Source organism: Bacillus sp. C-3-6, assembly GCF_054509685.1.
The window spans coordinates 2,900,915-2,913,867 of record NZ_CM137247.1 but is presented as its reverse complement, the minus strand read 5'-3'; the positions used below and the strand labels follow the sequence as shown (position 1 = coordinate 2,913,867).

At 33.3% G+C, this 12,953-nt stretch carries 12 protein-coding genes and 1 riboswitch; of the genes, 7 read left to right on the top strand and 5 right to left on the bottom strand.

All coding sequences use genetic code 11. The features are described 5' to 3' along the window. Window positions 1–46: 46 nt before the first annotated feature. A complete protein-coding gene (locus ACW0JX_RS15015) occupies window positions 47–811 on the bottom strand; it encodes a class I SAM-dependent methyltransferase (protein ID WP_089171352.1) in 765 nt (254 codons plus the stop codon). A gap of 864 nt (window positions 812–1,675) precedes the next feature. Between ACW0JX_RS15015 and ACW0JX_RS15010 the strand changes: the two genes are divergently transcribed. The 6 genes from ACW0JX_RS15010 to ACW0JX_RS14985 all read left to right on the top strand — a co-directional run bounded on the left by ACW0JX_RS15010 (window position 1,676) and on the right by ACW0JX_RS14985 (window position 8,012). Continuing rightward, window positions 1,676–2,413, top strand: a complete 738-nt coding sequence (locus ACW0JX_RS15010; protein WP_089171351.1) for a lipoprotein BA_5634 family protein — start codon at window positions 1,676–1,678, stop codon at window positions 2,411–2,413. Window positions 2,414–2,439: 26 nt separating this feature from the next. Continuing rightward, window positions 2,440–3,147 (top strand): ABC transporter ATP-binding protein, encoded by a 708-nt coding sequence (locus ACW0JX_RS15005; RefSeq protein ID WP_000407086.1) that lies wholly within the window; start codon window positions 2,440–2,442, stop codon window positions 3,145–3,147. Between the two features lie 2 nt (window positions 3,148–3,149). Further along, a complete protein-coding gene (locus ACW0JX_RS15000; RefSeq protein ID WP_098976361.1) occupies window positions 3,150–5,135 on the top strand; it encodes an ABC transporter permease in 1,986 nt (661 codons plus the stop codon). A 78-nt stretch (window positions 5,136–5,213) separates the two neighbouring features. Further along, window positions 5,214–5,912 (top strand): response regulator transcription factor, encoded by a 699-nt coding sequence (locus ACW0JX_RS14995; protein WP_001035094.1) that lies wholly within the window; start codon window positions 5,214–5,216, stop codon window positions 5,910–5,912. Between the two features lie 8 nt (window positions 5,913–5,920). Then, on the top strand, window positions 5,921–7,156 hold the full coding sequence (locus ACW0JX_RS14990; RefSeq protein ID WP_000798888.1) for a HAMP domain-containing sensor histidine kinase: 1,236 nt from the start codon (window positions 5,921–5,923) through the stop codon (window positions 7,154–7,156). Window positions 7,157–7,205: 49 nt separating this feature from the next. Continuing rightward, a complete protein-coding gene (locus ACW0JX_RS14985) occupies window positions 7,206–8,012 on the top strand; it encodes a hypothetical protein (RefSeq protein WP_053564107.1) in 807 nt (268 codons plus the stop codon). Window positions 8,013–8,126: 114 nt separating this feature from the next. Here ACW0JX_RS14985 and ACW0JX_RS14980 read toward each other — a convergent pair whose 3' ends face one another. The 3 genes from ACW0JX_RS14980 to ACW0JX_RS14970 form a co-directional block, all read right to left on the bottom strand. Next, window positions 8,127–8,897 carry a DNA alkylation repair protein gene (locus tag ACW0JX_RS14980; protein ID WP_089171348.1) on the bottom strand — a complete coding sequence of 257 codons (771 nt, stop codon included), beginning with the start codon at window positions 8,895–8,897 and terminating at the stop codon, window positions 8,127–8,129. Window positions 8,898–8,930: 33 nt separating this feature from the next. After that, complete coding sequence (locus ACW0JX_RS14975) at window positions 8,931–9,236, bottom strand: iron-sulfur cluster biosynthesis family protein (protein ID WP_141241025.1); 306 nt, start codon at window positions 9,234–9,236, stop codon at window positions 8,931–8,933. 113 nt (window positions 9,237–9,349) lie between these two features. After that, entirely contained in the window at window positions 9,350–10,816 is a 1,467-nt protein-coding gene (locus ACW0JX_RS14970; protein WP_001083396.1) for an amino acid permease, read from the bottom strand. 112 nt (window positions 10,817–10,928) lie between these two features. After that, window positions 10,929–11,122, bottom strand: a riboswitch (Lysine riboswitch). A gap of 320 nt (window positions 11,123–11,442) precedes the next feature. On the opposite strand from ACW0JX_RS14970, the gene ACW0JX_RS14965 reads away from it, so the two are divergent. Beyond that, window positions 11,443–11,892 (top strand): GNAT family N-acetyltransferase, encoded by a 450-nt coding sequence (locus ACW0JX_RS14965; protein ID WP_095690633.1) that lies wholly within the window; start codon window positions 11,443–11,445, stop codon window positions 11,890–11,892. Window positions 11,893–11,928: 36 nt separating this feature from the next. On the opposite strand, the gene ACW0JX_RS14960 is transcribed toward ACW0JX_RS14965, so the two are convergent. Then, on the bottom strand, window positions 11,929–12,939 hold the full coding sequence (locus ACW0JX_RS14960; RefSeq protein ID WP_002024365.1) for a sulfite exporter TauE/SafE family protein: 1,011 nt from the start codon (window positions 12,937–12,939) through the stop codon (window positions 11,929–11,931). Between the last annotated feature and the right edge of the window lie 14 nt (window positions 12,940–12,953).

The window sequence follows — 12,953 nt, the reverse complement described above, 5'->3', positions numbered from 1 at the left end:
AGAGTGCTTTGAAGAAAAGCACTCTTTTTGTATTTAGTATTTTATATTACCAGCCTCGAATGGCCTTAATGATAAAGCGATGTTGCTTCACATCAAAATATCCTTTTTGCAAGATAATCTCATGTATACGATATAACTCCTCATAATACCTTTCGACAGTGAAATCAGGAATTTGCCACGGAATTGCTTTTAAATAATAGACGATAGCGCCAATATCATAAAAGCGTTGGAAAGGGAATTCTTCTTTTGTTTCTAAGATAGTAAATCCGTTTTCCTGTAGTTCATTACATGCCGCTTCAAGCGACCAACTTGCAAATTCACTATTTAGTGGTGTGTCAAATTGGTCATTAAGTTCCGCGCAATCGAGACCGCCAACTTGTTGTGTAAGAAATGTTCCATTTGGAGAAAGGATTCTTTTTACTTCAGAAGCAGCATATGATTCATGTTGGTTTAGGATTAGATTAAACTGACCATCTTGAAATGGCAATGCAGTATCATCGTTCACCTCTACAACAGTAACCCCTAAAGGCTCTAATTTCTTTCGAGAAATTGGCACGTTTGGAGCGTAGCCCTCAGTAGCATAAATAGTTGACGGGAACGGTTGTAACATAGATAAAAACTCTCCGCCGCCAGTACCCATATCGAGCATTGATTCTGCATGTTGCATAAGCTGGAAAGCAGTACTGCCGTACGACCACGATAAAGGCTCACTCTTCATTCGACCCGCTTCTGAAATGAAAGAAAAATCCCAGCCGCTAAAATGTGTATTTGCACTTTCTAATAAAGTTAAAAATAATGGATCACGTTTCATAATTGTATCCTCCTATTTTGTAAGTAAATGATATGGTGAGAAAAGAAAAAAGGAGGACCTCTTATGAAAGGGGAACGGTTTTACGTTTCGTGTTCGAATAGATTCATATAAATTCGCTCCTTGTGAGAATAGTAATTTATATATTCGGGATAATCGAGTGGGAATCCTTTGAAATTATAGGAGAAGGTAGTTGTTTGATGAAAGATTGGATGGAGTGTACAGAAAAAGGGTGCACTCAAACTTTAGAAAAGGTATTTAGTAAACTTAAATTTCCGCCCAGCCCTTTTATGAGATATGTGATATTTCTCACTACTATTAAGTAACAATAAAGTCGTACTGTTTATAAAAGAAGTGACGTTTTTGTATCCCTTTGGATTTACTTATCTATGGGATAAGTAAAGAAGTAGACATATAAACTGAATATAAAAACGTTTTAATTCTTTGGAAACATTCCATAATTTAGTATTGTTATATATGGAATAATTTATTTGTACGAAAAGAGGAATAAGATGTTTATACAAAAGTATAAGGGTTTGATGCTAGGGATAGTTGGTGCTGTATTAGGAGTAATATCCTTTGTTTATTTTAAAGATTTAGATTATATATAAGACGGGCCTTAAGTTATTATCTGTAACATTAATCATTATAGGTCGGGTTATTGCCTGTGATTCGACCCGTTTCAATAAAAAAGAGAATAATAACGTATAAGATTATTATTATATAAATTTAGCTTGTTGAGCATGGGGAATACTAATCTTACAAAATTGTAAGATTAGAAGTCACATAGTTAGATAGAAGTCATTAACTTATGAAAAAAACTCATCTATAATCCAGATATAAATCATTTACTAAAGGAGTATTCTAATGAAAAAAATTATAAGTTATACGGTTGTTATTGCTATTTTTATAGGAATAGGATTAGGAGTAAAACGTTATGTGCAAGGTCCAGGACAACCAGTCGATGGGATTCTAGTTAGTGGTACTGCAACTGACGTAGAAAAAGTTAAACAAGAGTTTAAAGATGACACTAAACAATCAATAGACTATAAGGTAAAGTACGTCACAACAACAAAAAGGATTCCATTATCAGAAGAAGATAAGAAACAAAATGATACAAATGAAGAATTTGAAATCAACACTACAGAATATGCAGTTATTAATAGTTCTACCGCGGTAAAATTATTTAATAAGGGACTTCTAAGAGCTAGAAAAGATCCAAATTTAGCATCTATTATTTCTGAGAGGGTGAAAGATAAAAATAAAGTATCTAGTGATCAGAATCTATTATTTTCTTATGCGGCTAAGGATTCTATGGTTGATAATTTTGAAAATAACCAGTTGAATTTGAACGGTAAGATGGTATCTGCCCAGTATGTTAAACAGCAAATTTGGATTGGGTATGTTCCAATGAACCTTGTTATTCTAAACGACCAAGACTATAATACAATTTCTGAATCAGAGTCAATAATGAAATTGATTCAATTTCAAAAACGTAATTTTGATTATAAAAACAAACAAGAAGTAGACAAAGTTTTACAACAGATTGATAAGCTCTCTTCGAATAATCAGAATAAAATAAACTTTGTAGAGGTACAAGACTAAATTAAAATGAAAATAAGGTGATATAAATGGAAATCGTAAGAATAGAAAATGTAGTCAAAAGTTATGGTGAAGGAAATAGTAGGGTAGATGCTTTGAAGGGCATAAATCTTTCTATACAGCAAGGGGAATTTGTTTCAATCGTAGGAGCTTCTGGCTCAGGTAAAAGTACATTGTTGCATATTTTGGGAGGGTTGGACCGTCCGAGTTCAGGACAAGTATTTATTGGAGAGAACAATATTTATAATTATTCAGATAATGAACTTTCGATATTTAGAAGAAGAAAAGTTGGTTTTATATTTCAGTTCTTTAATTTAATTCCTGTATTGAATGTGCAAGAGAATATAGCTTTGCCCACTTTACTAGATAATGAACCTGTAGATAATCCTTATATGGACGAAATTATTGAAATTCTGGGACTTCATGAAAGACGAAATCATTTACCATCTGAATTATCAGGAGGTCAGCAACAACGGGTTTCGATTGGGAGGGCACTTATAAATCGCCCACATTTAATCTTAGCTGATGAACCTACAGGAAATCTGGATACTCAAAACACAAAAGAAGTCATGGATTTATTAAGATTGACAGCAAAAAAATATAATCAAACTATTGTATTGATTACTCACGATTTAAAAATTGCATCAACTTCTGACCGTATTATTACAATTGAAGATGGCCAAATCATTTCCGATCAGTGGCTATCCACGAATAAGCCTAAGACGGGAGGAAACTAATCTTGATTGGTAATTATAAACAATTAAGCAGGAGATACTTAAAGGGAAATAAGAAACGAACAATTTTAACTTTGATAGGAATCGTACTCTCTGTATCGTTAATTTCTACAATCGGCCTATTTATGAACGGTACTCAGATTTCTCAAATCGAGAATACGAAAAAGAGGCAAGGGTATTCTTTTCATGCCGTTGTATTAAATTACGATGAATCGATATTGAAAAAAATTAAATATAACCCGCAAATTGAATCATTTGGTTTAATGTCACAGGGAGAAACAGTCCAAGTTGGAGAGGCTGCTGTAAAAATGAATTTTGCTGATGATAACGCCTTGGAATTTTTAAAATACAGTATTATTAAGGGCAGATTGCCATCTAATGATCAAGAAGTTGCTGTTGATCCCTGGGTATTACCTTATATAAAAGAAAATATTCAAATAGGTGATTCATTCGAATTAAATGAAAAAAAATACAAATTGGTTGGTTTTCTAAGTGATAGTACATATACACAGGAAAATAAGGTGGGACGGTTACTAACCTATAAGAGTAAGTTTAGCGCTGGTGAAGGAAAAATATTAGTTGGAATTAGCTCAAAAGCAAACTTTAATGAGGTTTTAGAGGGACTCAAGACCATTTCCGGAGAAAATAATATTAATATAAGTAATGAATTAATTCAATTAGAGAAACCAGGTTACAATAATTCGATTATGGCTACGCTAATTATTACAATCAGCATTGTTGTGATAGCGACAATTGTTGTGATTTACAACGCTTTTCAAATCAGTGTCGTAGAACGAACGAGGCAGTTTGGCTTGTTGAGAAGCATTGGTGCAACACGAAAGCAAATTAGACAAATCGTTCTGAGAGAAGCTACTTTTCTGGCTGTTATCGCTATACCAATTGGAATTATATGTAGCCTAATAGCACTTGCCTCTCTGCAGTTCACTTTTTCACTTTTAATGGAAAATAGTAAAGCGGTCTCGATATTTTATGTTGATTGGAATATTTTACTAGTAAGTTCGATTATTACCTTGCTTTCTGTAATAGCGTCAAGTTTGTACCCAGCTTATTTTGCAGGGAAAATCTCCCCTTTGTTGGCAATTAGTAGCAGGTTGTCAATTAAAAAGGAACAAATCAAAAAACAAAAGAATTCCATGGTGAAAAAACCTTTATCTATTCCTTTGAGCATGGCTATGAAAAATGTTAAGCGAAATAAAAATCGCTATACCATTACAATCTTATCAATTATTATAAGTAGTGTGTTATTTATTACTTTCTCGTATTTAATGAGTGTTGCATTTGCATCTAAATCTGTTGATAAGTTATCTATTAAATCGGATATTACAATTAAGATAGTGGATAATAATCCAGATCATTTAGCTGAAGGTGAACAAGTTTTGTATCAATTGAAATCACTTGAAAATATATCTAAAGTATACGAAAAAAAGGAGAATAGCTTTGAAACTAAATTAAAGGATGTAACTCAATCTTCCGCGACAGTAAAGGAAATAGAAAACACGATTGGAAAAAGCTATTCCATTACAATCGTAAATAATTATCAAGAAAATAAAACAAAAAAAGAAGAAAAACTTACTTTACAAGTGCTTGCATATGGTTTCATCACAGTCATTTCTTTAATTAGTAGCGTTAATATCCTCAATACTATAACTATAAGTATCATGACTAGACGAAAAGAATTGGCCGCTTTGAAATCCATTGGTATGTCACAAAAGGATTTGAAAAAAATGATTACCTATGAAGCTTTGATTTACGGTTTTTCTGGAAGTTTACAAGGAATCTTTTTTGGCTGTATATTGTCTTATATTATATATTTAGCTATATCTGATATGTTGAAAATGACATGGACGATTCCCTATGAGGCTTGTATCATTACGTTTGTTTCAGCTTTAATAATTAGTTATTTAGCAGTCTTAAATCCATTGAAAAAAATTCAACAAGATAATATTATTGATAATATCAGAGAACAATAATATTATAAGCCTGGCTAGATTATAGCCAGGCTATTGTAATTGGAGTATAAGCTAGGGGAAAAAAAGGAGAGGGCATACTTGAATAAAAAAATATTACTAGTTGAAGATGATGAAGCTCTTGGCATAGCCATCGAATTTTCATTGAGAAATGAAGGTTATGAGGTGATTAGAGCGTCCAGTGTAAAAGAAGCTAAACACCAGTTTGTTCACAATACATTTGATTTGTCCATCCTTGATATCGGCCTACCAGATGGTAATGGTTATGACTTATGTTTGTATTTTAAAAAGAAAAACGAGAATTCGATTATTATTTTCTTAACTGCACTAGATGAAGAAGCAAATGTGGTAATGGGGCTGGATATAGGCGGTGATGATTATATAACCAAACCTTTTCGGGTTAGGGAACTCATGGCCAGAGTGAAAGTACAATTGCGTAAACAAGCGTCGCTAGAAACGCCATCTCAAATTTTAAGATCTGAGAATATAAGAATCGATACGAACCTAGTCAAGGTTTATAAAAATTGTGAAAGTATTACATTGACGAATTTAGAATACAAGCTGCTATTGAATTTCATGAAGAATTCTCACAAAGCATTAAAAAGAGATGAACTCCTACAACAAATAACAGAAGGAGAAAATGTTTTTTTTGATGAAAACACGTTATCTGTATACATAAAGCGTTTAAGAGCTAAAGTTGAAGACAATCCTCAAAAACCACAGTTTATCGTTACCGAAAGAGGATATGGTTATCGTTGGAGCAAGGACGTGATTGGGTGAGCAAGATAATGAAAAATACCGAGTTAAAAAGCTATATGACGATACTAGCCGTCCTTTTATCTATATTTGTGATTTACCAATTTATTATTCAACAATTATTTTATGATCATTTGAAAAGAGACTCTATTGCAACATGGGGGGAAATTACAGCTAGGTTGGTAGAGCAGAATCCAGAAAATGAAGCGGAAATTATGAAAGTCTTATCAAGTCATTCGTCTCACTCAAGTAAATATCAGGAAAAAGGGACAGAGATCCTAAAGCAATATGGATTATATGAAGACTTGGATTCAAAATTTTTTCCTCACTTAAATAATCTAATTATTAATCACAATCAATTTATGATGTGGGGATTGATTGCTTTTGGATTTTTACTTTTTGTTGCAAACTACATGCAACAAAAAATTATTTTCAATAAGATTAGCCAGCTTACTAGAGCTGCAAAAAAGATAATCGAGGGAGATTACTCGGTTGTCATCAATGAAAATAAAGAGGGGGATTTCGCGAAACTGGCGATTTCATTTCGTTCAATGAGGGATATCATTAGAAAAAATATGCATGATTTGCTTGAAGAGAAACGGTTTTTAGGAGAAATGTTGCAGGATATATCTCATCAGTTAAAAACGCCGCTTTCAACTATTTCTATCTATAATGAAATGTTGTTAAATGAGAAACTATCCCGAGAGCAACAAGCTCAATTACTACAAAATAATGATATTCAGATTTCTAGAATGAATGTCTTAATTCAGAATTTGTTAAAAGTAGCAAAAATTGATGCAAAAGCGATTTCGTTTGATAAAGAGCCAGGGAATTTAGTAGATACGACTGAGGAAGTACTAAATCGCTTGCAAAGCATGATAAGTGATAAAAATATTTTGATTGATTGGAATGCACCAAGAGAAATAGTCGTTATTCACGACAAATTATGGATGCAGGAAGCTTTGTTAAACCTGTTGAAGAATGCAATCGAACATTCTAAACCCGGTGGTAAAATAATGATTCAGGCCAAAAATTCTCCAATCTATACAGAACTAGTAATCCAAGACTTTGGAGAGGGAATTTCAGCTGAAGAATTACCTCATATTTTTGAACGATTCTATAAATCAAGTAGTTCTAAAAAGCACGGATCGACCGGAATTGGATTGGCACTTGTCAAAGCTATTATAGAGGCACATCACGCCTTAATTACAGTTGAAAGTGAAAAAAATGCTTATACAAAATTTACAATTATTTTTATGAAATTTTAATAACAGTTTGGTATATATTTTAATCTTTTTAATATAAAGGGGTTTTTTTATGTTTAATAGATTGAAGTGTTTTCTTTTATCTGAGAAAGAAATAGTTGATACTGTGAAAAAATACAAGGAGGAAAAAATACACGTTTCCATAATAAAAGATTTTTTAGGGGATTTAATCATAATAAGAACTTTTACATTTTTAATGTTTGTTCCAGTATCAACTTTTATTTTTTCAGTTATAATTTATGGAGCTGTTTTCTTTTTATCAGGCATTAAGATTACTGTTTGGGGCATCACTATAATGTTATTAGTTCCAATAACATTACTTTTCTATATGAATATAACTAATACATCAATTATTATTACTGATTTAGTGAGAAAATTTTTATTAACCATAAAATATCTAAATCCATTTTACTCAATCATAAATAAACCTTGGCTCTTTATTTTTGAATTATTAATTGGTTTTTTATATGTATTTCTGCTATCTTTATTTTCTATTTGGATAGTATTACATTCATTAGAAATAGATTTTTCTGAATTTAGTTCGGAGGACAATCGAAGTTTTCAATTTTCAATTATTATTTTACATACAGCAATTTATTTGTTTATAAGAGTTCATGGCCAGTATTGTAAGACAACTAAGCAAAAAATTAAAAAGCTGAAAATGAAGTTTTATTTATGGTTTTGTTCTATGATTGCAAGTATTGTATATATATTTGAATCACTCTTTAATTATATGAATGGAATCCAAGCAATTTATTTTATTTTTGTTTTAATGATTGCTTTAGAAAGAACAGTGACACATTATAAGAAATTTATAGATTTTTTAGAATGTGAAAATTTGTATGAAAAATATTTTTAGAGAGAAAAGTCTTTTGAAATATAAAAAGTTATACCTACTAAATGCTGGACGAGTAAAAAAACGCTATTCTTTTTCTAGAATCATAGGAAAAGATAGCGTTTTTATTTAATATACTCAAAAACAAAAATCTTTTGGTAAAGTACCATTTTTAATCACCGTTCGTAACCCATGCTTTATAATCCAAGAGTTAATAGGATGCTGTTTATCACGTAATTGCTGTAACCACTGAAAAACGAGTTCTTTATCTTCTTTCGTAATATCGTTAATATGATTGGCTACAGATTTTTGAACATATTTAGAAGGGTCATTCATTAATGGTTCAAGAAGTTGTAAATTGTACTTAAAATCACCTTTTAGAGCTCCTATTTTTTTAGCCCAAGGAAGCCTTGGTCTTGTACCTTCAGAAACTAATCTCCTAATGTGGCTGTTTTCGTCATGAATCCACTGTTGTAATATGTTTAGTGTATCTTCATGGTATGTTTCAAGAAAGGGCCGAATGGCATATTCAGCAGTATTCCTTTTCGTTATTTCATACATTGCATTAAACGAGATTTTAAAATCGTTAAGCCCATATTTTTCAACGTATTTTGCAACAGGCATGTACATATATCCATTTGTAAATGTGCCTACTTCTGTTGTATTTTCTGGTCCTAATGTTTTCAGTAATATATGTATTGCGGCATTAAAATCTTTTTGTAAAGCATTGTGTAATTCATCTGCAATTACTTCAATACGCTGTTTTAACTCTAAATTTTCAACTTTACAAGCTACAGAATCTACAAAGATGCTTTTAGAGAAACAAGGATCGTGTTTACAAATAGAATCAGCTATTTTTTCTGCTAATTCTTCATTAAATAAAAATTTTAACGGAACATATTTACCCATTTTTTCACCTCGGTGGTCAAATGAAAACAATTTTTATTTTTTAATCGACAATCCATAAACCAAAGTCTCACTCGGAGTCGTAACACTAAAACCTGTCGTCTTATAATCAAGTTTCACCGTATCACCAGTGTAGTCTTTCGTGAATGAATCCATTTGTACGATAAGCTCTGCATCTTCATATACAACATCATCTGCGTTATATGTATCCCAAATTAAATCGACATCAACGAAAATACTACAAGAGTTCGTCATTGTTCCTCTAATGCGAACGATTTTTTTATCTTCACGTTCTAATCTATGTATAGCTGCTTTCGCTTCATCAGTAATGCGAATGTTCATTATATCCCAACCTTTATTTATATTTCCTTTATTATTGCAAAAACAGGAGCAATAGGGAAGTAAAGAGGTTTGCAACAAAAAACGAGCAAACAAATTTGTTTGCTCGTTTCACTTTATTTTAGTTCACATTTATCAAGTGGAATCACTTTTGTTTTTTTCGTAAATTTATAACCTAACCATAGTACTAAGAAGAGTGGTAAACCGATGTAAGAAACGAGTACACCGTTCCAATCAATTGCTTCACCCATAAATGCGCCGTAGTTTTGTCCTAAAATTACGATGATACAAAGTGTAAATGCGAAGATTGGACCGAATGGGAACCATTTTGCTCTATATGGTAAGTCATTTAAATCTTTTCCTTGTGCGATATATGCTTTACGGAAACGGTAATGACTAATTGCAATTCCAACCCATGCGATAAAACCAGACATTCCGGATGCGTTTAATAACCAAATGTATACAACACCATCACCGAATAAAGAAGCAATGAAAGCAATACTACCAACAATTGACGTTACGATTAACGCGTTAACAGGTACACCGCGGCTATCTAATTTACCAAGAAACTTTGGTGCTTTTCCTTGGCGTGCTAAATCCCAAAGCATACGAGTTGATGCATACATACCAGAGTTACCAGCAGATAGTACAGCAGTTAAAATAACAGCGTTCATAACAGAAGCAGCAAAGGCAACGCCCGCTTTTTCAAAAATAAGTGTAAACGGACTTACTGTAACATCACTTGCAGCAAGGCTTTCAGTTGTATAAGGAATTAATAAACCGATAACGAGAATCGCAAGGATATAGAATAAAAGAATACGCCAAAAGATTGAACGAATTGCTTTTGGGATATTACGTTCTGGATCAGACGTTTCACCAGCAGCTACTCCTAATAGTTCAGTACCTTGGAATGAGAAACCAGCTGCCATAAACACACCGATAATTGCCATGATACCGCCGTTAAATGGTGCATCTGCAACAGTGAAGTTTTTAAATCCAACCGTTTCACCGCCCATAATTCCAAAAATCATCATGAAACCAACAATTAAAAAGATAATAATTGTAACTACTTTAATAAGTGCGAACCAATATTCAGATTCACCAAACCCTTTAACAGATAAATAGTTTAAAAGGAAAATAATAGCTAAACATAATCCGCTCCAAATAAGAGAAGGGGTATCTGGGAACCAAAATTTCATAATTAATGTTACGGCTGCAAGTTCAGCAGCAATCGTAATTGCCCAGTTATACCAATAGTTCCATCCAAGTGCAAAGCCAAGTGATGGATCAACAAATTTTGTTGCATACGTGCTAAAAGATCCAGTAACAGGCATGTAAGCTGCAAGTTCAGCTAAGCTTGTCATTAAAAAATAAACCATAATTCCAATTGCGGCGTATGCAATTAATGCGCCACCAGGTCCAGCTGTATGGATGACACCACCGCTGGCAAGAAATAGTCCGGTACCAATTGTACCACCGAGAGAAATCATCGTAAGGTGACGAGATTTTAATCCGCGTTTTAATTCACCTTGTCCTTGTGTAGTTTGCGTTTTAGAGGTAGATTGATTTGTTGCGCTATTCATGTTCAACACTCCTTTTCTTGTAGGTTAGGAAGGAGCGGGGGAGAAAAATACAAAAAACCGCCAAAGGAATTTGGCGGAACGTTTCACAAATAACCACCCCATCATACCCTTCCGTTAAGATAGCACCCCACGTTTACACGGTAATTTTGTAAACGTGACAGTTCTGTTCCTTTCGGAGACAGCCCCAGCTCATATTTCCAGAGAAGAAATATAAACTTCGGCAACTTTTCCTTTCAAACGGAGTCAGCTGACATTCTCTGTGTCTCGTCCGTTTTACTATTAAAAGTCGCAACCTCTACCTCATCGGATTGATGAGGATTTATATATTGCTAAGATTTTTAATATATGGCAATTGTAATGACTTTCTGAATATATTGCAAGATATTTTGTTAGGAAAAGTCAAAAAATATCGGTTATTGTATAGGAAACGCTTGCAAAACTCCACCCGAACCTACTATTATGTAGCAATAAGCAAAGAAAAAATTGTTATACAAATGTTTCGCAAAAAATATTGAAAAACCCTCTAAATTAAAAGAAAATTCAGAAAAATATAATTCGACATTCATAATAAAGCCATATTATTTGTTATAATTAGAGTAACGTTTAAGCAAAAAGGGGAAATCAAAATGAAATTAGAAACAGAAAGGCTCTATATAGTGCCGTGTACAGAAGAGAGGATTCAAGTCGCTAACGAGCAAGGATACAATAGCGGCCCGCATATTGTAGGGCATGTAAAGAATGTAAAACAAGATGCAACTTTATTGCCATGGGGGGCGTGGTATGTTCTTCGAAAAGAAGATGATAGCATTTTAGGTGATATTGGGTTTAAAGGGAAACCAAACGAGGATCAAACAGTAGAAATTGGCTATGGATTCATTGAGAAATATTGGAATCAGGGCTATGCAACAGAAGCTGTAAAAGAACTAATCGATTGGGCTTTCAAAACAGGTGAGGTAGAAACAATAATTGCAGAGACACTTCTAGATAATTATAGTTCGATGCGTGTTTTAGAAAAGTTACATATGAAGAGAGTAAATGCTACAGAAACGATGATTAATTGGAAAATAGAAAAATAAAAAATACCGCTCTAAATTGGGCGGTATTTCTTATAGTTATGGTAGCATTTGCTTCTGATCATTCGGATACTCAGCCGTTGACGTATTAGGACGATTGGAATGATTACGAACAGCAATGAAAATAGAAATAATAACGACAAGACCAACTGCAACGTAAGAAAGTGAAATAATAGTTGGATCCACTTTAAATGTAGTAAGCAGTGTACGAATGTTTGTAAAGATAATAAGACCACCAACTAATACGCCAAGTAAATGAGAAGGAACGATGCGAACTAGCCATGCCGCGATTGGTGCCGCTACGATACCACCGAGCATGAGAGAAAATACCCAAACCCAGCTTACTTGTTCCCAGCCAAGTGAGATGAAGAAGCCAATTGTTGCAGCAAGTGAAACAGGAAATTCACTCGTATCTACAGATCCAATAACTTTTCTAGCTTCATTTCCTCTTGCTAGAAGAACGGGGGTCGTAATCGGCCCCCAACCACCGCCACCAGTTGAATCAACGAACCCAGCGAATAAACCAAGCGGTACAAGTTGTTTTGCAGACATACGCTTATTTGAAGTGACAATTTGTTTTTGAATGATGAATCGTAATAAAATATAAACCCCTAAAGTAAATAAAAATACGGAAATGTACGGTTTGATTACATCTCCAGGCAAGTTACTTAAAAAACATGCCCCAACAAATGCGCCGATTGCCCCAGGTAATGTAAGCCTGGAAACTGTATATTTATCAACGTTTCCAAATTTGATATGAGATGCGCCAGAAGCTGCAGTTGTAACGACTTCAGCTAAATGAACCGATGCGGAAGCTACAGCCGGTGCAATACCAAACATTAATAATAGTGAAGTAGACGTTACCCCATACGCCATTCCGAGTGCTCCATCGATCAATTGAGCGAAAAATCCAATAATAGCAAAGACAATTAATTTCTGCATAAATAATCCTCCTGTAATAATAAATGAAAAAGACACTTTTCCCGTATGAGAAAAGTGCCTTTGGTTTTTCCAATCAGCAATAATTAAATTTGTTTCATTATAATACATATTAATCGTATAAA

Bases quoted from the DNA above. Each gene is read 5' to 3' on its own strand.
- ACW0JX_RS15015 (WP_089171352.1), bottom strand. From the start codon at position 811: ATGAAACGTGATCCATTATTTTTAACTTTATTAGAAAGTGCAAATACA.
- ACW0JX_RS14990 (WP_000798888.1), top strand. From the start codon at position 5,921: ATGAAAAATACCGAGTTAAAAAGCTATATGACGATACTAGCCGTCCTT.
- ACW0JX_RS14975 (WP_141241025.1), bottom strand. From the start codon at position 9,236: ATGAACATTCGCATTACTGATGAAGCGAAAGCAGCTATACATAGATTA.
- ACW0JX_RS15005 (WP_000407086.1), top strand. From the start codon at position 2,440: ATGGAAATCGTAAGAATAGAAAATGTAGTCAAAAGTTATGGTGAAGGA.
- ACW0JX_RS14960 (WP_002024365.1), bottom strand. From the start codon at position 12,939: ATGTATTATAATGAAACAAATTTAATTATTGCTGATTGGAAAAACCAA.
- ACW0JX_RS14970 (WP_001083396.1), bottom strand. From the start codon at position 10,816: ATGAATAGCGCAACAAATCAATCTACCTCTAAAACGCAAACTACACAA.
- ACW0JX_RS14980 (WP_089171348.1), bottom strand. From the start codon at position 8,897: ATGGGTAAATATGTTCCGTTAAAATTTTTATTTAATGAAGAATTAGCA.
- ACW0JX_RS14965 (WP_095690633.1), top strand. From the start codon at position 11,443: ATGAAATTAGAAACAGAAAGGCTCTATATAGTGCCGTGTACAGAAGAG.
- ACW0JX_RS15010 (WP_089171351.1), top strand. From the start codon at position 1,676: ATGAAAAAAATTATAAGTTATACGGTTGTTATTGCTATTTTTATAGGA.
- ACW0JX_RS14985 (WP_053564107.1), top strand. From the start codon at position 7,206: ATGTTTAATAGATTGAAGTGTTTTCTTTTATCTGAGAAAGAAATAGTT.